Raw genomic sequence first — 20801 nt, 5'->3', positions numbered from 1 at the left:
CTGTTTAACAGCAATATTAACACATTTAAAAAGGCAAAATTATGAGTCAGACAAAAGTTCACAACCTTATTATCTTGGACGAGAGTGGTTCCATGTCCAGTATTAAATCACAGGTGATTGATGGTTTCAATCAGACGATCAGCACCATCAGAGAGGCTCAGCAGACTTTTTCTGATCAGGAGCATACGATTTCGATCATCAGTTTCAATGGCTTTGGGATCAAAATGCTGCACTTTTGTGATCCCGTTGCACAGGTCAAAGAGATCGACGCAAAACGTTATGCGCCAGCGGCATCAACACCGCTCTATGATGCTATTGGCTTTGCGGTCAGTAAACTGAAACTGGTTGCTAGTCAGAATGAAAAATTCCATGTATTGGTGACCATCTTAACCGATGGAGAGGAAATCGCATCAACAGAATATTCTGCTCCCGCGATCCGGCAGATGATCGGGGAGCTCAGTGAATCCAATTGGACTTTTACCTATATCGGTACCGACCATGATGTTTCCAAGGCGGCAGCGGATATCGCTGTAAAATATTGTATCAAATTTGAAAAAAACAACGACGGCATTGAGTCGATGTTTCAGTAAGAGCGTAAAGTGCGGAAATCTATTTATAGAAAGCTGTTTGATAAACTGGTACGCAACGATAGGCACGATTTAGATGATCAAGATGTTGACCATTATTTTATAAATAAAAAAGATTAATCTTCTCTAATAAGGCATATTCAATGCTTTACAATAACAAGACTTTTTCGCAACATATGGCTAAAACAATCTAGTTTTTAAAAGTTATTATTTAACCTCACATGAATCTCATGTGGCAACAGTATATTAAAAAATGAAAAGAAATCTATTGATATTAATAGCAGGGATATTCTCTTGTCTTATTAACCCGGTATTGGCACAGCGGAGGGTGACGCTTTATTACGATGCCGATAGCTAAGGAGTTGAATCAAAAAAACATTGTACTTTCTATCGGGAAGTCAGTTTTGACGATCAAAAGAAACCTGTGGGTGAAATCCGTGACTATTGGAAAAATGGGAAGCTGCAGACTATTGCCGCCGGAGCATTATATATTGACCGGAACGATGATTCCAAAAGCATTTGGATTGGAAAAGTGCAGCTGTTTGACAAGAAAGGCAAAAAGATCCAGGAAAGCCATTTTTCCGGATCTGGGATGGCAGACGGAACGAGCACCACATATGATGGAAAACAGCAGCCTCTAACTGTCGCGGAATACACAAATGGCCTGCCCGCACACAATTGGTACATCCGGTATGAAAAGGGAAATGCCGTAAAGACTTCCTATCTCAACCATATGCCTCTTAACGCTCTTACCGAGGAGAAGGATATTTATCCATTGGCGGAGCGCAGGGTGCTGTATGATGACGGTCGTGTGATTCAGTATTATTTCAATGATGGGGTGTCTATTGCGGTACAGTTTACCGAAGAGGATCTATACGGAAAATACTATGCAAGTTATATCACCATTGAGAACGGAACGGACGAAGAGGTCATACTCAATCCCGATAATTTTACGGTGGTGAGTTTGAGAGGAGGCAAAGCCCGTCAGGAAGATATTATTCCCTATGCAAAGTATATGAAAAAGGTAAAGCGCAAACAAGGCTGGAGTTCATTCTTCAATGCATTTGCCGAAAGCCAGGCTGCCAGTCAGGCCGGATATTCAGCAGTAGCCTCCGCAGGTACAGCGGCTGCGGTCAACAATCGGGGTGGTGCTGCAGTGGCTTATGGCGAGCAGACATCTGTTGGCTATAGCGGTTCGGCGCAGTATGCAGCCAATCAGCAGGCAAGGCAAAATGTACAGCAGTACCATAATGCGCAGTACAGTATCCGTAATGGTATATCGCAGGGATATCTCAAGATCAATACCGTGATGCCTCACTCTAGAGTGAATGGCTATGTCAATGTCAAGAAATCCAAGATGGATGGTATGATCCTCAATATTCCAATACGGGGTAAGATTTACCAGTTTCAATGGTAGTTATTTAGGATGGGGAGGTATGCAATAGTTGAAATAATATCTGTGTTTTTTACAATATGTTAAAAATATTTGATGAAGATACAAACTGTTTGTAAATTGTGAAGGAATCGGAAAGATTCAAACAGCAAAAGACCTATTAAAAATAAAACTAAGCTTAATAAATTATAACGGAATTCATGTTATAACGGTAAAGGCTATGTTTTCCATTTGTATTTAATTTAGGCTGGGAAATTTTATATGAGAAGAATAAAAACCTATGTCAGTAAAAAATTTTTATTTGACTTTGAAAGTGAATATATAAGGTATAGAGTGAACATTGATCCCGACGATCGAACTTTCGAAAGATTTGATTTAACCTATCGCGTGTTGTCCGATTCAGAAATGAAGATAGCTATAGAGGAGTCTGAACTTAAGGAGGTTATTTTGGGTGAAACCAATCCGGTGGTAAAAATGCTACTTAAAAAGCGTTCAGATGCTCATATAGATCCAAATATTTTTGAAGGAATAAATGTTCGAAATGGACAAGATTATTTTGATGATGGTTCAGAAAGGTATCCTATTAAACTATATTGTGTAGACGGTATCCTCACAGAGAAGAATATAAAGCAATATATGGGGTATTATGGATACGCTTTTCTTGATATATCACAAATTAAGCGGTTAAAAGTTAGAGAAGAGTATCAAATTGGAATAAATAAATTAGACAAACAAGCGATTTATAACTCATTTAATCCCTATCATTCATTAATTATTATTGATCCCTATTTGTTCGATAAATATGAAAATCAACAGCAATTATATGAATTAATAGCCAATATATTACCTGCAAAAGCCAAAACAAGTGTCTATATCGACTTAGTAACGAAAAGAACAGACGACAATAAGTTTAAAAAGAAATTTGAAGAAAGCATAGAAGGTCTTAAGACAGCAACCGGGGTTGATCTCATTTTAAAGACACACGAAATCTCTGCCGTCCATTTGCATGATCGCAATTACATAGGCAATAATTTTATAGTCAATTTTGGTCATGGGTTAGAAGCGTTGAAAGATAAAAAAGAGAGTGATATTCGGGTAGAGACCTTATTCAGTAGGACAGACAATAAAGATTTTATGCAGAAGCTGATAGAAAAGCTAACTTACTATAAAGATATTCTCAATACGGATTTAGGTGAAAACCCTATATGGAAAGTAGTAAATTAAGACATGGAAAATTTAAAAAAGCGTTATATGTTAGTGGGATTGGGTATTGAGAATTTTAGAATTTTCAAAGATTTCCAATTCTTCAATATAAAGCCGATAACATTATTGACCGGTACCAATAGTGCCGGAAAAAGTACATTTGGAAAAGCCCTCTTGATGCTCAAACAAAGCTTTGAGACCAAAGCATTGAATTCACTGGTTTTAAATTCATCAGCAACTAATTTGGGATCTATCGCTCATATTACACCGTATGGTAGCGAAGACGCCGATCCCACTTTTGTACTCCACATTCAGGAGGAGTCAATTGAGCCCTTACGAGACAAAGCTCAAAATAAAGTATATGTACTGACACTCGTATATAGAGAAGGTAACTTATACCGTTTTTCGTTGGATATAAATCAACAGCTTATCGCTCGTGCTACAATAAGTTCCCAATACGGTATGTTGAGATTCCAGGAATCTTATTTTCATTATCCGGAACAGCTAATAGAAATGGAAAAGATTTTTGATGAGTTTTATGAAGATGCTGCCATATTCTCTGAGATTAAATCAGAGGTATTACAATTTCTGCGAAATACCGATGGAATCCATAATGTGAGTGCCATGGATCTTCTCCCTTATGATAAAACGAGGGATGTGTTTAGTAAGTACATTAGCTTGTGTCTGAAAGAAGTCGTAGCTATAGGCGCGGTTACGATGTATATAGATGAAGATAATTGGTCTATGAATCGAGACTATTCACTTAATGAGGTCTTGTCCAATGAATTGAAATCAAAAGTAGTAAATAAAGCGCTGTTGGGTAAATCTGTGGCTGCTATCGTAAACAGTGAATATCAATTTGATCCACTTTTACAAGCAGATTTTCTTTCTGCATTTCAGACGATCAATAATAACGTATTAGAGTATAACATCAATGATATTGTTATCAGCAAGCATAAATATCCCAATATTTATAAGTCTATGCTATCGAATGAATTTAATGTTGGTTTTTTTTATAACGAAGTAGAGGCTATACAGGCGCTTTTATATTATTGGATCGTTATTCGGCTCAAACTCGTTAAGCCATCTGTAAAATTTAAGGATGAATCCTTCGGCTTTTCCCATGGCAAAGACAACAAACAGTTTATTCGGGTAATCAATGGCGATGAGTGGGGGGAACTTATAAAAATAGAAGTTTTTGCTGATAATCAATGGGTCCCTCTGTCTTCATTAGGGTTCGGGACGGCCAATATTATTTTAAAAATTGTCCAGCTAATAAAACATAATAATATATTGATCGTAGAAGAGCCAGAAGCGAATCTGCATCCATCTTTACAGTCTAAACTAGCTGATTTTATAGTGCTTACCACAGAACTTAAAAATCATCACGATGTGCGTAATCCATTTTCTCGGCCATTGGCTGAGGATCAACAGCATTTGGTGATCGAAGGAAATCAAATTAATATTTCGGGAGCAACAAAGATTATCGAAACCCATAGCGAATACTTCATACGCCGCTTGCAATATCTCGTTGCTAGCAGTGAATCGCCACTAACGGAAGATGATGTCCAAATATATTATTTTAACAATCCATTGGAAGAAGATTTTGATCCTGCAAAACAGATCATTGATATCAAAATTCAAAAGAACGGCAGTTTAAGCGAAAATTTTGGTTCGGGGTTTATGGATGAAGCTGACAATATTGCCCTTGAACTTTATTTATTGCAATATAAATAAATGGAGTAAGAAGATGTTTTTTCAGTGCAGATGTGCTACATAGATAGAGGATAACTTTGTAGAGATAAATAAAATAAGCTATGAGATCTTTACACGGTTATACCCTCGATTCTATTTTTGATTTTGGAAAATTTTATGGTTATAGCGTACGAAGGGTATTGGAAATGAACTTCAATTATGTGTTCTGGTGCATTCAACATGTTGACTGGTTCAGTTTAACGGAAAGTTCTTTTGATCAATTAAGCACTTTATTTTGTAATCCTTATAATCAGGAGGATACATATTTTAAAGCGGTCAAGCGGGACAATTTGAGTAAATGTTGGATGCTTGATGCTAGGAGGACTATGGTCCAAGATAATTACGAAGATGACTGGCAACGCTATTCTGATGAGTGGCTGGTAGATGCCGCTGGTACGGATGACCCGGAGATGATGAATGATGTATATTGGAACCTGGATTAAGGAATAGATTATTTTATAGAACATGGCAACCAACAAACACGCTTTAATGCGCTATAAATTTTTGGATAAGTGTTTCTCCAATAAATGGAAAAAGTATTTTATTGAAGACCTTATTGAACATTGTTCGGCCGAACTTACCGCTTATGTGGGTGTTTTGACTAAGGTTTCCCGACGACAGTTATTGGATGATATTACGTTTATGCGGAGCGAAGCTGGATATAAAGCACCTATTCTTTCAATGAAAGAGGGCAAGCGCGTATACTACTGCTATGAATCTGCTGATTTTTCGATATTAAAACAGCCCCTCAATGCGAGTGAACAAGAGCAGATACAGCAAGTACTAGAAACATTGGGACGAATTAAAGGCATTCCACAGTTGGAATGGCTGAATAGCGTTCAGGCAAAGCTAAGTTCGGGATTGAAACTTGACCAACAGCAAAAACCTGTTATTTCATTTGAAGAAAACGAGTTTTTGAAAGGACTTGAATACCTAGAACCACTTTATCAATTTATAATACATAAACGGGTTTTGGCTATCAAATATCAAGGATTCAGACAATTTGAACCGGTTGTATACATTATTCATCCCTATTACCTTAAACAATATAATAATCGTTGGTTTTTATTCGGATTCAATGAGGACACCGGGCACATGCAGAATCTTGCTTTGGACCGTATCCAAGAAATAGAACAGCTCAATTCATTGCCTTATAAAGAATCATTTATAGATTTTGACGATTATTTTTATGATATCATCGGAGTTACTAATTCTGTAGATCAGAAAATAGAAAGAGTGGTTCTTAAATTTAATGTAAATAGAATACCCTATGTATTGTCGAAACCTATTCATGGCTCGCAACGCTATAAAAATGGACTGATCTACCTTGAACTAAAGATTAATAGGGAACTTGAAAGTTGTATTTTGTCGTTTGGCAATGACATTGAAGTTATTGAGCCGATCTATTTACGAAATCAAATTGATACTATTGTTAAGGAAATATATCAGACATATAACCATTGTAGAGATAAATAAGTTAAAGCTTTATTTACGAGAAACCGCAATTTATGAATACGATAATTCCTAGTATTGTATTTATTTAAGTTATTTTTAAATACAAGTTTTTAGCCTTTTCGCATATTTAATCATAAATCTTTCTTGTGAGAAAAATGAGTATAGTAATGATCTAACTGAATAATTCAAAACATACTTTTTAGCAATCAATGCATAAAGGCTGCATCGGTTACGATTAACTTTAGATATTGAGAACAATACATAAAATCATTGAATTGCGCTGGAGGAGTACTGAAAATTAAGAAGAATTTAAGATGCGTAAAAGGAATCAATAAAAAGAGTCTTAAATGGAGATGGATACAAAAAGTTACATAGAAGTGCTCGAAAAATTTCAATTTGAGCACAAGAAGCTAAAAATTTTTATGCAATTTGAGATTGATACGATATTATTGGAGTTGGATAATATTTTTGATAGTGATAAGGAATTTCTTGAAGTGGGTCTTCCTTTCATTAGATCCATGCAAAAGATTACGTATAGCTATAGTGTATTCGTTTAATATTGATCACTATTTTATGAAATACGAGGGGCCAGATATTCAGTATGTAAAAGAGGCACTTTTCGTCCTTAGTAAAATCTGGTTTACTTCGATCGAAGTCCTAAAAAGAGAGGTTGAGTTTGGTGTTCCAGAGACAGATATTGATAAGATATCTAAAATACTCGTCAAATTTTTGAATGATACGGAGACGGATATAGAAACCTTGAGTTATAATGAATTACTGGAAATAACGTGAAAAGGTAAGGGAACTTATTTCTGATGTTGAATGAATTAGTTGCTGAATAAAACTTGGAGCCATGAGTTTTATTCTGTTTATATTTTAAAGCTGTTTTGACCTATTATGAGTGAATTTAGAAAGTTATTGAAGGCGAGAGGTATGGAAAGACATCTCGGACAACCATTATGGACCTATAATGTGACTGAGGAGGAGTTTCTTAATCTGGAAAATTTCTTAAAAAAGAATACTTTCAAAACTGGAATAGACAAGAGAGATTATTGTCTATATTTTGCTGAATGGTGGCGTAGAAAATATGAAGGTAGTTATGTTACGAAAGAAAAAGTCGCCGCCGAAATTTCAAATGATTTTCTTTCTCCTGAAGATATTTACAAGTTAGCTAGAGAGGGAGCTGAAGCGTTCAAAATTAATTGGATACGGCAGACAAATACATTGTATTTAAGGACAATGTTAATGCAGGGGGGGATGCCTTTAAAAGTTCTGACAGGACAGTTTGGTACTAGTTTCAAAGCCTTCCTCAACGAGCTTGTGCGCGGTAAGGCCTCTTCCTTAAGCGATATTTACGAAAGTAGTTCTTTAAATTATTTACCTGCATCAGCACAAAATGATGACTTTTATCAGAACTGTTTGGAAATTGTCCAGGCGATTTTGAATGATGATTTAGCTTATCTTTCCCATTTGGACAATAACGCAAATCTAAAGCAATTAAAAACCGAGCTGCTGACTACGCGAGAAAAGTATAAGACAACTAGAAAGGTAAGCAAAATTAGATTTTACTGGCTCGCAGAAGAAAATTTCACGAATATTCACCTTGAATTCGATATTGCAAATAGATTTGAAAAAAAAGATCTGGAATACCTTCTAGACATTGACTCAGATACTGTAGAATCTGAATATAGAGTATTTGTGAATGGTAGTACGGTAGCAACTCTTACGAGGCAGGGTAATTACTATAATGTATCGAAATTCAGCCTTATTAAACCGATATATTTTTATGAGGAGGATTTAATAGAGAGTGAGCTGGCTGGCCCAGATATAACAATAATCAGTAAAAGTGGGCATAGTTATCCCATCAATAATCATGCTTTATTTGAATTTAATACCTCGGAGCCAATTTTGCTAAAGCCGATCTCTGAAGGGCGATTTATTTTTGAAAAAAGACGAAACATTAGCACCAATCAAGCTTATTTATTGGTTCCAAAAAACTGGGTTGTTGAAGAACAGACTGCATCTAAAGTCACAGAAATTCAAGACGGGAAAATAGCTGTATACATTTTCGAGAAGCAAATTTATATAAAGAGTCAATTTCAAACGATAAAATTTAGCTTAACAATAGAGCCACAATTTGATTGGATAATTAGTGGTATAATGCCTTCTTGGATCAAAGATGCAAACTATAGGATAGTTCTACGCAAGCCAACTATTTATTTTTACAATAATGCTGGTGAGCGGATTAACAATGGTGTTAGACAATATTATAGGAAATACAGATCAGACAGTGAGTGGATTGAATATGATAAAGGAGCGTGGGGAGCAGGCTTATATGAGCTTAAATTTGTCTTTAATGATATTGAAGAGTTCGATAAAGTTTTCAATATTGGTCAATTTAGTCGATGTGAACAATCTAGTTTAAATCAGTTAGAGCTCTCCTTTAATAATCCCGAAAAGTTGTCTATTGAGGCAGAATCTACTTTACTTTATCAAGTTGATAAGATTAGTGATAATACCCTGAAATATACTATCTGTGATATTAACAAGAGACCAAGTATCCTTCGTTTAAATATTCAGGCCCGTAATCAGGGTGCTACGCTCCGACTCAATTTAGCAAGCCCTTTTCAGGGGCTAGAGATTATTGATTCTGATAATAAAGTATTGGGCCAAAATGAAGAGTTATTTGTCGATAATTTATATGGATACCGTATTATCACGGATAATATTGATCACTATTATTACGTGACTATTTGGAACAATCGCTATAAACATATTCGTTTAACACGTGCCGTCACCAAAACGATCACTTCGCTGATTGAATTTGAAGATTATTATAATTCGTTATTCAAACTGATAAATATTCTAGATCCTTTAAATACTATTACTTGTCAAATCAGCAAACTTGGGCCGAATGATTCACAGATAATAATCAAATCATTTAAATTGTCCCAGTACAGGGCGAAATTAAATGCGCAGATTGTTGAACAGCAAGTTTTATTGAACCTAAATGTCGCTGTTCCGGCTCATCTAATTGCTGTTCCTTTAGAGTGTTCCTATACTGATATCCATCCAGTTGATCTGGAATATTTAGGTGATTGTCAATATCGTTTAAATAGTCCAAAAGTAGAACTGACGAAATTTATTGTTTTTTCAAAGAAAGAGTCGCCGATAAGAGTACAGCCAAGGTTTATCAATCTTACAATCAATACTGAGGGGACAACTGAAAACGATCGTCATGCGAGACTAGAAGGCTTTCAAGGACCATTGCAGGAGGGGGGATATGACTCTGGCACATGGAAGAAATTTAGAGAGTATTATATGATAGCTTATCACTATAACATTCCGTTTTCGACATTTGATATTATTCGGTCTGTTTCTATAGATCCACGTTTGGCAGCTAAAGCATTTGTATTTCTTCATAAATTGTGGTCCAATTTAACTTGGGTCAATCAGTTTGAATTAGATCTCGGATTTCAGTTTCATTGGATTTCCATCGAAAACTGGCAGGAATGTTTTGGATTAGAAGGATTTAATCCTCTTATCTTGTTGGAGTACTATAATGCCGTCCATCCAAAACTTGGAAAAGCAATTATCTCAAATGATATCGAAGCAAGCCCGATAAATTCTATGTTAATAAATATGCGCGGACGGCTAGGTAAGCTCGTATTGGAGGGAATGCCTTTGGAAAGTCCGAAATTAAGCCCACATGCGATTAGCATTCATTTACCGGATGAGCGTTTAAAACTAATTATAAACACGCCGATTGCTGTTGCCTGCTCTATTTTAGACTTTAAAGATCAATATAGCTTCTGGTTACCAAAAGTAGAATACATCAGGCGATATATGATTTATGCCATGCAAACAGATCCGATGTGGTATTTCGATGCATTGCTTTATTCCATCAATCAATTAAACAAAAAATAGATTCTCATGAATTATCAAAATATATACAATAATATCAATCAGCGTTTAAAGGATTCCATCTTATCATTATGGTCTACTGGTGATGTCGATATGCAACAAGCCTATCTTGAACTATTTAAGTCTGAGCCCTTAATGAGCGAACCTGTTATTCAGAACAGTTTTCCATGGGAAGCAGGTGAAATGGCCTTTGGTGAAATGACGGATTTATTTGGATCGCATTTTATTAAGTCCTTGAATGATATTCGTGATGAAGATGCTCGATTCTCTAGCGATATCTATCCCTATAAACACCAAGTTGCGAGCTGGAACTCTCTGTTGAAAGCGAATAAATCTATTGCCGTTACCACCGGTACAGGTTCAGGTAAAACCGAATGTTTTATGCTTCCAATATTGGCAGATCTATATCATCATCGGACACAGAGAACTGGTGTGAAGGCAATCTTTCTATATCCTTTAAATGCTTTGATCAATAGTCAGATAACGCGGATGGAATCTTGGCTAAGAGCGATCGGCGGAGTCAATTTTGCGGTGTATACCGGTGATACTCCTACAGATGGCCAGGTTAATTTACAAAAAACAGCCTACCCTCGTATTTTAACACGTGCAGAGATACGTCGCAATCCACCACCTATATTGTTTACCAATCCGACGATGCTGGAATATATGATGGTAAGAGACAAAGATGTTTCTATTTTACAGCAATCGCAAGGTACCTTGCGGTGGATCGTGATGGACGAAGCGCATACCCTGACTGGATCTTCAGCAGCAGAAATGTCCTTGTTAATACGTCGGGTAGTCGATGCTTTCGGGGTGCAGGCAAAGGATATCCGATTTGCGATTACTTCGGCAACAGTGGGGCAGGGAGAAAATGCAGTTGCCTCCTTAAAAGAATTTATGTCAAAGCTCTGCGGTATAGAGCAATCTCAAATAGAGGTTATTACAGGTCAGCGAAAATTTGAAGAATTAACCGAGAATCCATTACCACATTATGACCTTAAGGAGATTCAGGATTTACGTTATAACATCAGGGAGAAGGACAGCCTTCGTATAGGTGAGATTGCCGAAAAATTCAATGTTAAGGGGACTGAAAATGCTCTTGCGCTTATTGATGAATTAGCTGAATGTAGTGTAGACGGAAAACCAATTTTGCCAGTTAGGGGACATTTTTTTGGCCGGAGTCTAGGCGGTATTTATGTCTGTACGAATAAGGATTGTACGGATGAAAAACTAATTAAGTCTCCTTATGGTAGGATGACGACTTTTGCAGCACATCATTGTACCTGTGGTCATCCTATGGTCGAATTGGTGGCTTGTCGTTCTTGTGGTAATGAATTGATGATGGCCGATAGAATTACTGATAGAAGTGGAGATCGTATTCAACTAACAACATCAGTTGTCAATGATAATTTTAATATTGATGATTATAGCGGCGGCCAGGATGAAGATCAGGAAGAAGAAAATGACGTAGCCAATGTAACAACATTCTTCTTTACCAGACAAGATCCCAAACGGCATATTGATGAAGTCACTAAATTTCAGATTGCATACCGAGGAAACCTTGATTGTGGCGAAGGAGAGTATTTATTTTATTTAAATGACCAACAAGTCTGTGCCTGTCCACATTGTCATTCTCAATTAGAAGCTCCACTTCACTTTAGGTTAAGCAGCAGTTTTGTGAACCGGATATTAGCCGATCTCTTTTTGGAAGCGACTCCCGAGATGTATCCTCTGACAAAAGACATGCAATGGAATGGACATAAATACATTTCCTTTACAGATAGTAGACAGGGGACGGCGAAAATTTCGGCTCTTCTCAATATTGACACAGAATCCAATTGGATTCGAGCGCAGGTTTATCATAAATTATTGGAGTTAAATTCGGCAGCACAGCTATCTGGTGAGGATATTGAAGGAAAAAGGTGGATGTTGGCAAATCTTGAACAGCAATTGAATGAACAACCGCCTTACAGGCATAGCTTCATTAATAAGCAAATTCAGGATATACAAAATGAACTTGACCAATTATCGACTAATGAAGTATTGCGGTGGGATTCTCTTTTAGAATTTTTAAGAAATAGAAGTGACGCGACGGTTCTATTGAAGAATAATAGTTTGAATAAAGATATCTCTAGTCTTAATAATTATCTGAAAGGAATACTTTATGACGAGTTTGCCCGACGTTTACCAAGGTCACGATCAATTGAAAATTTAGGAATGATTGGACTTGATTATCCAACAGTGGATACATGCAGTCTGCCCGCTATCTGTGATGAGTTCAAGATTGATTTAATCGAATATAGAAATCTGGTAAAAATTGCCGCTGATTATATTATCCGTTATCCATTCCATTTTGAATTTGATCCGGGATTATATAATTATTCTGTCGCTTTTATGCGTTCTAAACCCATCTATCCAATAGCAACAGACCAAGGTATTACAGGTGTAACACGATGGCCAAGTTTCAATCCACAGAGAAAAAGGCAACATCGCTTTGTTACGCTGTTATGTGCAGGATTAGGTTTTCACAATTTTGAAGAAATTACTCCCGAAGATCAAGATCGGATAGATCAGCTATTACAGGCGATATGGGGAACTTTGGTCAGCAAAAATGTGCTAAGTAATTTGGGCGATAATTCTTACAAATTAAGATTGGAAGAAAGCACAGTATTTTGTTTGACAAATAATGTTTGGCTGTGTCCAGTAAAGAAACGTTTGATTAATAGGCATTTTAGGGGATATTCACCTTGGATCAGCGGAAACTTAAGTGCTGATACAATTGAACATTTCAGAATAAAGCAAGGAGAAATTAAGTTCCCACATTATGAATATCCATTTAATATGGTAAATAATGTATTGGACAACACGTTGGCTCAGCAATGGATGTCAGCGAATTCGTCTATTCTAAAGGAAAAAGGTGTATGGAATGATTTACATGAACGTATTATTCGCAATAGACCAATTTACTTGGCCGGAGAGCATTCTGCACAACAAAATAGATCCCGGTTGGATGATTTGGAGGCAAAATTTATTGCTGGAAAAGTCAATATACTTAATTGTTCCACGACGATGGAAATGGGAGTCGATTTAAAAGGGATTTCAGTTGTGATGATGAACAATGTTCCCCCTGGGCCTGCAAACTATTTACAAAGAGCTGGTCGGGCAGGCCGGCGATCAGAAGCTAAATCATTGGCATTTACAACATGTGCACCTACGCCAATTGGAAATAATGTCTTACGAGAACCAGATTGGGCTTTGAAACATGCCATTGCTGCGCCACGTGTTGATTTTCATAGTACTAGGCTAATCCAGCGCCATGTGAATTCCTACTTTTTCGGTAAATACGTGCAGGAGAATGCAAACGGTATAGCGATTATGAACAAGCTATTGGATATTTTTCCGGTAGACGGTGAAGAGCTATCGGTAGCCGAACAATTCAATAATTGGTTAAACAGTCCCGATATTGATAATTATATATCACATCTCAAACATTTGACAAAATTTACACCGTTGCAAGATGTTGCGATCAGTTCTTTGGTTGATCATGTTTTAGAAAATTTTAGGAAAGTATTGGACGAAACTTCTCATAAAGTAGCAGGTTTTCAAAGAAAGATCATGGAGTTAACAGCAGAGTTTGGTGAAGATGGGCCAGCCACACGTTCGGTGAAACGTCAATATTTTACCTTTATCAATCAAAATGCAATAAGTTATTTAGTTTCTGCGGGTTTTCTCCCTTCTGCAGGGATGCCAACTGGAGTAGTTGAGTTTGACAATACCACGGTTCAGGATTATAGTGGTAGAAATAATAATTCTGAGAATATTGATAAAGGGCCATCACATTTTATTACTCGGGCACTAATGGAATATGCGCCAGGTACAAGAGTGGTTATTGATGGTAAGAGCTTTACCTCTGCAGGAGTTGTTCTTTCAAATCATACATCAGAGGCTGTTCGCGAATTAATACGTATCTGCGAAGGTTGTGGTTATCAAGAGATCATTAGTGTAGATGGAGAGGTCACAGAAAATGAGCAATGCCCTCACTGTAAAGCCCAGGGGACTTTTAAGGGAATCAGGTTAACAGATGTTGGACAGACTCGGTTTACGCAATTGATAGAGCCTGTAGGTTTCGCTGTGGATATGTATGCAGAACCTTCACGCAAAATAACAGAACGGTCTGAAGTTCATTATGTTGATCCAATGCTCATCAATCTGTTGCCATGGACGGAAACGTCCAATAGTTATTTTGAGATTAGAGAAAGTAGTTCCTCTAATGCGGAGATTCTGTATTATAATGTTGGTAGTGGTTCGGGCTTCTCAGTGTGTTTAACCTGCGGACGAGCATCTACACAACCATCCGACTTGCATAATCACACACGATTACGGGGCGGGAAAAATAGAAGAGGAAACCAACAGGATGATACCCGTTGTGCTGGCAATGATAAAGCTTATGCGATACGACCAAATGTTATCTTGGGAGGCCGTTTTCAAACCGATTATTGTGAGATCAGGATCAAGGATGGTATAGGTTCTTATACCGCGGATCCTAGGCTTTTATATACGTTGGGGAGTGTTTTTGTGAAAATACTTGCGCAATATTTGGCTATTGAAGCTGCAGAATTGGGCTTTGGTATCAAGAAATATAATGAATATTCCACCTTGTTTATATTTGATACAGCTAAGGGTGGAGCGGGTTATGCACCACAGTTTTCACTCTATGCAATTGAAATTTTTAAAGAAGCATTGCGTACTTTAGAAGGTTGTACTTGTGAAGCTGCCTGTACCAAGTGTCTGATAGATCGTAGTACACAGTGGCATATGGACAATTTGGATCGCCATTCCGCTATCGCTTGGTTAGAGCATGCTCTAAATCAAATTGTACCGGAGGATATAAAATCGTTAAATGATCAATTTACTGTATTGATCCAACCGATAAAAGACGAGTTGAATACGCTATTTACTAGAAAGAAACCAAGGGGGCTGACCTTTTTTGTTGAAAGAGATTTCCAGAACTGGAATTTAGAAGAATTGCCTTTTATAGCTCGTTTTTCGAGAATGATAGGTAAAGCAACTGTTGTTGTCAAATGTGGAGATAATCAGCCATCCATTGATGAATATATCGATCTGAAAAAGTCCGAAAATTTTGTAAACTATTTTGAAAATGAAGTAGATGACTATGCAGGATTACGTCTATTGGTGGAGATCGAATTGCAGGAGGGTTCGTACATTCGTTATTATGGTCGGGATGGTATTATTCGATCCTTAAACAAGGATTGGTCATCATCTGATGCGGGACAGCTTTATAAGTTAGAATCTACCTCTCAGATACGTCGGGAACCATTGGAATGGCTGCGCCCTACCGAAGGTAATATCGCTGAGTCACATATTGTGATGGCTCGAAACCAGCGGATTTCTTCGAATAAAATTTTTACTAAGCTATTGGAAGATTTGGGAAACAGGATAGATCTTCGCTCTGCTATGCAGGGGAAAAAATTCGATGTTACATATTCTGATCGTTATTGCAAATCACCCATGGCAGTGATGCTAATGTTTCAGTTTATCGAATCTATAAAAAATGAATTTAACCTTGATTTGAATGAATTTGATTTCTATAGTTCCCCAATTTCAGATCCTAATAATCGAGTGCCAATTCAGCTCCGGCACAATTATTCCTCCGATGCTGACAGAGATGTGTTTATTCGTTCGAATGCTTGGGATCTGGAAATTTCAAATTTTGACATACATTTGGAGGAATCTTTACCACATTACCGATACTTCGAATTTGAATCAGATGATATAATTGTCCGGATTCGCCCAGATGGAGGGATCGAGCATGGCTGGTATTGTGATGATTATACAAGATATAACAACGGTAATGTAAGTGCTTTTGATGTTTTCAATATCAAAGGTTATGGTGATGGAAATCCTATACTTTATACTTTGAGTATCGTTAGAAAATAGTGAGTAACTACCTGCCTATTTAAATAGGTAGGTAGTTATTTATTTTTTTTGATATAGTTTTTAGCCTGAAGTTGATAAAATGTAGTCAATTTATGAGGATATAAGTTTCCATCTTTTTTGTTACAGGATAATGCGATCTTCAGCGAAGAAATATTTGACTGTACCAAAAGTGATGGGTACTCGCTTCACCTGATCCCCTTACTTTTATTGTATTTCTCATATTATTTTTATAAGAATCTAACACATGAACAGGATAGTAAGCAACTTTATCAATAATACTCCTTAATATACTCATAGGCACGTTGAAACAACATTTCATTCTTATGAAGTTGGTATTTCAGCAATGCCTTACGTAACGACTTTTGTATTTCTCTTTCGCCAGCAGCAGTTGTCTGCCAGCCTGGGAAACGTACCACACGAACGATATCATCTATGTCCTTAACAATACGCTCAACTACAGCTGGTGTTTCATCTGTTTTAAGCTCTATGAATAATTCTGTCAAGGCTGCTTGTGGTGTTTTTTCCTGAATTTGTTCTTCTAGGTCTTTTTCGGCTAGTAATGTATCCTTAGCGAGTTTGCACAACTCTTTTACAAATTCAATGGAAGTAATCAGGCCTTGTTCAGCTTTTGCGCGTAAATCTTCTAGACGTTCACTTAGTTTTCTGAATTTCGGATCACCTCCATGTTTTTTAAAACGCTTAACCAAAATTTCTTCAATTTTTTTGGCATCCTTAGGATCAGGATTATTGAAAATATTGTCAATGACGTCGGCGTCTAATACAAATTCCTCAAGATCATGCACCTCACCAACGGTGATATGCTCGTGCATCAATCGAGTGGTCTCAGCACCTAATGTCATCCATAATAGTTTACCCATATGATCTGATGAAGGTTTTACAGATGCGTATACTTGTGATAACCAACGGTAATCTGCTTGGTATTGATCCAAAACTCGGTCAGGGGACAACGATTCCCATACATTCATTAATAGCTTAAAATCCTTTGCAAAAGCGTCTTTTAGTTCATCGGTCTTTATGGCGTTTTGAGCTGCCTCTAAACCTTCAAAGCCTTCCAGCGTACGATCAACATCTTCAAAGTGAACAAGCGCATTTTTCATTAGACCATCCAGTTTACCTTTCAGCTCATTGAGGTTCGTTACGATGGATTGCATGGTCTTATCATCAAATTGTAAGGCCTTTGCCGCATCATCAAAAATACCGAAGTAATCAACAATCCGACCGAAATTTTTGTTCTTGTAAAGCCTATTCGTTCTACAAATGGCTTGCAATAAAGTCACATCTTTAATAGACTTGTCTAAATACAGCGTTTGAAGAATAGGAGCATCAAAACCTGTCAAAAGTTTTGCGGTAACGATAATAAATTTTATGGGAGACTCAGATTTGTTAAACTCATCGACAATCTTCTCTTGCAGTGATTTATCCATCGCCCATTTATCTTTAAACTCTTTTGGGTCATTAGCTGTAGTGGAAATGATTACTTTACTAGCGTCCTCAGGAAAGTACTTGTCTAGTTCTTCTTTGTACTGGACACAAGCGTAACGATCCGGCGTTACAATCATGGCTTTGAAGCCGTGTGGCTCTACTTTTTCTCTAAAATGCTTTGCGATGTCTTCTACTATTTTGGACACTCGTTCGGGAGCCTTTAAGAAAGCGGCCATACGAGCAGATTTTTTATTAAGCAAATCAGCATCTTCGTCCGTAAGGTCAGCCGAGGATTTGAGAGCTTCAAAGGCCTCGTCTAACAATTCCTTGTTTAAATGTACATCAACCAGCCTAGGTTCAAAATGCAGCGGTAAAGTGGCACCATCCCGAATGGAATCCTGAAATGTGTAGCGAGATAAATAGCCACCATTATCAGTTTCTGATCCGAAAGCCCAAAATGTATTTTTATCTGCCCGATTGACAGGTGTTCCCGTAAGTCCAAATAAAAATGCATTTGGCAAAGCTGCGCGCATCTGTCGACCCAGATCTCCCTCTTGTGTACGATGTGCCTCATCGACCAGGACAATGATATTCTCGCGCGTATTCATATTAGGCTTGGCATCCCGGAATTTGTGGATCATGGACACAATAATCTTGCGGGTATCTCGCTCCAATAGGGTTTGTAATTCGCCAATACTATCCGTAGTGACAACATTAGCGATATCTGCCGCATTAAATGTTCCAGAAATTTGCGTATCTAAGTCTGTACGGTCTACTAAGATCAGAACAGTGGGGCTTTTCAATGCCGCTGTATTCCGTAGTTTTTGTGTAGCATACACCATTAAAAATGATTTGCCTGACCCTTGAAAGTGCCATATCAATCCCTTTTTAACTTGTCCATCCAATACGCGTTCAACGATTTTATTGGCTCCTTCGTATTGTTGGAAGCGCGGCAAGATCTTAACTAACTGTTTCTTTTTGTTGGTACTGAAAAGGCTGAAATTCTTCAGAATATCCAATAAACGATTAGGTTTGAGCAAATCGTTCATCTCCACTGCTACATCTCCGATACCGAAAAACTTGCTGATAAGATCTTTATCGAGATCCATCCGCCAAGGTCCCCAAAATTGCAATGGGGTTCGAATGCCACCATAACCGAAGGATTTTCCTTCTGTTGCAAAATTGAGTATATTAGGAACAAACAATTGCGGAATTGCATTTTCATACACTTCTACAATCTCATTCGCTCCATCTAACCAAGAAATAGATGGCCGAATAGGAGTCTTGAGTTCTCCCACGACAACCGGCATACCATTAATGAACAAAACGACATCAGGAATTTTAGTTTCTCGAGCATAGACACGCAGTTGATTGGTGACAACGAAATCATTATTTTTTATATCGTCAAAATCAATCAGGTTAATAGGAATATGCTGATTATTTTCTCCAAAAGGCATAGACTCCTCCCCACACATCCATTTTTGAAATGCTTGATTTGCACGCACTAAACCAATTTGTCCTACCGAGAGTAATATCGCCCGTAGCTTATAAATAACCTCATCTGCTAAAGCCGGGTTTGTGGCAATAGCTGGATTCAGTATCCTTAATGCATTATTCAATCGGTCTTCTAGCAAAACCTCGCTAGGACCTCGTTTCAATTCCTGCGGAGCGATATATTGCCAGGAAGCACCGTAACGAGTAGGTTCTCGCACGACACTGATATTACTTAATTCAACACCAGATAACTGTTTGATCACAAAGGCTTCTACGGTATTACTTTCGTTAAACATCTTAAATAGGTTAAATATTTTTAAATATAATATTTGATATATGCAATATAGTATATATCTTTGTATTGTTCTTTACCTTCGGTAGGGAATCTACAAAGGTCTTGAACGTTGAACCAGCTAATCAACGTTTTTTTTATGCCCCAAAATCAGGTCCATCCATTATTTTTTGCAAATTATCATCATCATTCACTTCGTAGGCAGTAATAAATCTTGCCTTTTTTGGTGCGAAAATGACAATAACGACAATATAATTTCCTTTCACTAAAGTAACTCGCCGTTGATCATCATAAGATTTAGACTTGCTATCCCAACCCACTTTTAGTACTGCATCAGGATCCTGCAAAGCATCCTTGATCCAATAAATCTTTTCCAATCTATTCAAAGACAATAACGACTTATCCTTAGCTAGTCTATTGGCACTCTCAAAAAAACAATGATCGAACATTGCGGCGAAAAATTGGACTACGATATCATCAAACGTCTTAATAAGGCACTCACAGTATTCGACACGCCATATCTCTCGCAACTCGTCTTCCGTCATATTGTATGACTTTATTTTCCTGTAACGCATTACCACCCTCCTTGAAGATTGATCTTAAATACATTAAATTTTTCTTCCCACTTGGCTGTAGGCGCAATTTCGCGCGAAAGGTATTTTTCTTCTAAGTACTGGATAAGTTGTGCTTTGGCTGAATCAGGCTTATACTCTTTGTTGAATTTAGCTGTCACCATGCCAGTAAGAATATCCGCTAATTGGATCCCTAAAGATTCATGCGAAGGCAAACCTTGTACCTGCTTAATATCCGACGTCAGATTGGCATTATCCAATACCTTCTCCAACTCTTTCAAGCGCCCCTTATTTCGATCCTGCTTTAAATCAGCAAAGACAACGTACTCATTGAAATCAAAAATCCAATGTTGTAGCAGTTGGTAATAGAATTTATAAAAGCCCAACTCTGCATCAGCACTGTTAAAGCGAATATGATCTACTTTTTCAGCCTCAATTTCGATAACCCGAAAACGAATATAGCCCGCATTGAAAAAGAAATCAACAATCTCTTTATACAAATCAATATAAGACGGTGATACTTTTTGCCATTTAAGCTCGCCAAGGATATTGTATTTGGCTTTAATCGCACCAATGCCCTCTTTTAATGCTGCACGCTGATCTGCCGGAATCCAAATGCCTCCAATTCCGGTATAATCATGAGCCTGTTTATTGCTCAATGCCTCTAAGCCGCTTTCGTCACAGTAAATTTCAAATTTCATACGCAATAATTTTACTATTAGTTC

General features: G+C 37.4%; 13 protein-coding genes. 10 read left to right on the top strand and 3 right to left on the bottom strand.

What is annotated here, in order from left to right:
• Positions 1 to 41: 41 nt before the first annotated feature.
• The 10 genes from B2107_RS10680 (at position 42) to B2107_RS10635 (ending at position 16275) form a co-directional block, all read left to right on the top strand.
• On the top strand, positions 42 to 590 hold the full coding sequence (locus B2107_RS10680; RefSeq protein WP_293955619.1) for a vWA domain-containing protein: 549 nt from the start codon (positions 42 to 44) through the stop codon (positions 588 to 590).
• A 421-nt stretch (positions 591 to 1011) separates the two neighbouring features.
• Positions 1012 to 2004: a hypothetical protein gene (locus B2107_RS10675; protein WP_293955618.1), complete on the top strand. Its 993-nt coding sequence runs from the start codon at positions 1012 to 1014 to the stop codon at positions 2002 to 2004.
• 237 nt (positions 2005 to 2241) lie between these two features.
• Positions 2242 to 3204, top strand: coding sequence for a hypothetical protein (locus tag B2107_RS10670; protein WP_293955617.1), 963 nt, complete (start codon positions 2242 to 2244; stop codon positions 3202 to 3204).
• A gap of 3 nt (positions 3205 to 3207) precedes the next feature.
• Complete coding sequence (locus tag B2107_RS10665; RefSeq protein WP_293955616.1) at positions 3208 to 4920, top strand: DUF3696 domain-containing protein; 1713 nt, start codon at positions 3208 to 3210, stop codon at positions 4918 to 4920.
• An 80-nt stretch (positions 4921 to 5000) separates the two neighbouring features.
• Positions 5001 to 5381: a hypothetical protein gene (locus B2107_RS10660; RefSeq protein ID WP_293955615.1), complete on the top strand. Its 381-nt coding sequence runs from the start codon at positions 5001 to 5003 to the stop codon at positions 5379 to 5381.
• 22 nt (positions 5382 to 5403) lie between these two features.
• Complete coding sequence (locus B2107_RS10655) at positions 5404 to 6414, top strand: helix-turn-helix transcriptional regulator (RefSeq protein WP_293955614.1); 1011 nt, start codon at positions 5404 to 5406, stop codon at positions 6412 to 6414.
• Positions 6415 to 6740: 326 nt separating this feature from the next.
• Positions 6741 to 6950 carry a hypothetical protein gene (locus B2107_RS10650; protein ID WP_293955613.1) on the top strand — a complete coding sequence of 70 codons (210 nt, stop codon included), beginning with the start codon at positions 6741 to 6743 and terminating at the stop codon, positions 6948 to 6950.
• 16 nt (positions 6951 to 6966) lie between these two features.
• Positions 6967 to 7185, top strand: coding sequence for a hypothetical protein (locus B2107_RS10645; RefSeq protein WP_293955612.1), 219 nt, complete (start codon positions 6967 to 6969; stop codon positions 7183 to 7185).
• Between the two features lie 105 nt (positions 7186 to 7290).
• Positions 7291 to 10320 (top strand): hypothetical protein, encoded by a 3030-nt coding sequence (locus B2107_RS10640; RefSeq protein WP_293955611.1) that lies wholly within the window; start codon positions 7291 to 7293, stop codon positions 10318 to 10320.
• A gap of 6 nt (positions 10321 to 10326) precedes the next feature.
• Positions 10327 to 16275 (top strand): DEAD/DEAH box helicase, encoded by a 5949-nt coding sequence (locus B2107_RS10635; protein WP_293955610.1) that lies wholly within the window; start codon positions 10327 to 10329, stop codon positions 16273 to 16275.
• A gap of 269 nt (positions 16276 to 16544) precedes the next feature.
• Here the strand turns inward: B2107_RS10635 and B2107_RS10630 are convergent, their stop codons facing one another.
• The 3 genes from B2107_RS10630 to B2107_RS10620 all read right to left on the bottom strand — a co-directional run bounded on the left by B2107_RS10630 (position 16545) and on the right by B2107_RS10620 (position 20777).
• Positions 16545 to 19508: a type I restriction endonuclease subunit R gene (locus B2107_RS10630; protein ID WP_293955609.1), complete on the bottom strand. Its 2964-nt coding sequence runs from the start codon at positions 19506 to 19508 to the stop codon at positions 16545 to 16547.
• Between the two features lie 133 nt (positions 19509 to 19641).
• On the bottom strand, positions 19642 to 20049 hold the full coding sequence (locus tag B2107_RS10625) for a hypothetical protein (RefSeq protein ID WP_293955608.1): 408 nt from the start codon (positions 20047 to 20049) through the stop codon (positions 19642 to 19644).
• Between the two features lie 29 nt (positions 20050 to 20078).
• Positions 20079 to 20777, bottom strand: a complete 699-nt coding sequence (locus B2107_RS10620) for a DUF3800 domain-containing protein (protein WP_293955607.1) — start codon at positions 20775 to 20777, stop codon at positions 20079 to 20081.
• Positions 20778 to 20801: the final 24 nt, after the last annotated feature.

Source organism: Sphingobacterium sp. UBA7855 (assembly GCA_002500745.1).
GTDB lineage: Bacteria > Bacteroidota > Bacteroidia > Sphingobacteriales > Sphingobacteriaceae > Sphingobacterium.
The sequence above is the reverse complement of the archived record's forward strand: the minus strand, read 5'-3'. Positions and strand labels throughout refer to the sequence as shown.

Coding starts and splice junctions, on each gene's coding strand:
- B2107_RS10640 (WP_293955611.1), top strand. CDS start 7,291: ATGAGTGAATTTAGAAAGTTATTGAAGGCGAGAGGTATGGAAAGACAT.
- B2107_RS10645 (WP_293955612.1), top strand. CDS start 6,967: ATGAAATACGAGGGGCCAGATATTCAGTATGTAAAAGAGGCACTTTTC.
- B2107_RS10650 (WP_293955613.1), top strand. CDS start 6,741: ATGGAGATGGATACAAAAAGTTACATAGAAGTGCTCGAAAAATTTCAA.
- B2107_RS10635 (WP_293955610.1), top strand. CDS start 10,327: ATGAATTATCAAAATATATACAATAATATCAATCAGCGTTTAAAGGAT.
- B2107_RS10630 (WP_293955609.1), bottom strand. CDS start 19,508: ATGTTTAACGAAAGTAATACCGTAGAAGCCTTTGTGATCAAACAGTTA.
- B2107_RS10620 (WP_293955607.1), bottom strand. CDS start 20,777: ATGAAATTTGAAATTTACTGTGACGAAAGCGGCTTAGAGGCATTGAGC.
- B2107_RS10655 (WP_293955614.1), top strand. CDS start 5,404: ATGGCAACCAACAAACACGCTTTAATGCGCTATAAATTTTTGGATAAG.
- B2107_RS10680 (WP_293955619.1), top strand. CDS start 42: ATGAGTCAGACAAAAGTTCACAACCTTATTATCTTGGACGAGAGTGGT.
- B2107_RS10670 (WP_293955617.1), top strand. CDS start 2,242: ATGAGAAGAATAAAAACCTATGTCAGTAAAAAATTTTTATTTGACTTT.
- B2107_RS10625 (WP_293955608.1), bottom strand. CDS start 20,049: ATGACGGAAGACGAGTTGCGAGAGATATGGCGTGTCGAATACTGTGAG.
- B2107_RS10660 (WP_293955615.1), top strand. CDS start 5,001: ATGAGATCTTTACACGGTTATACCCTCGATTCTATTTTTGATTTTGGA.
- B2107_RS10665 (WP_293955616.1), top strand. CDS start 3,208: ATGGAAAATTTAAAAAAGCGTTATATGTTAGTGGGATTGGGTATTGAG.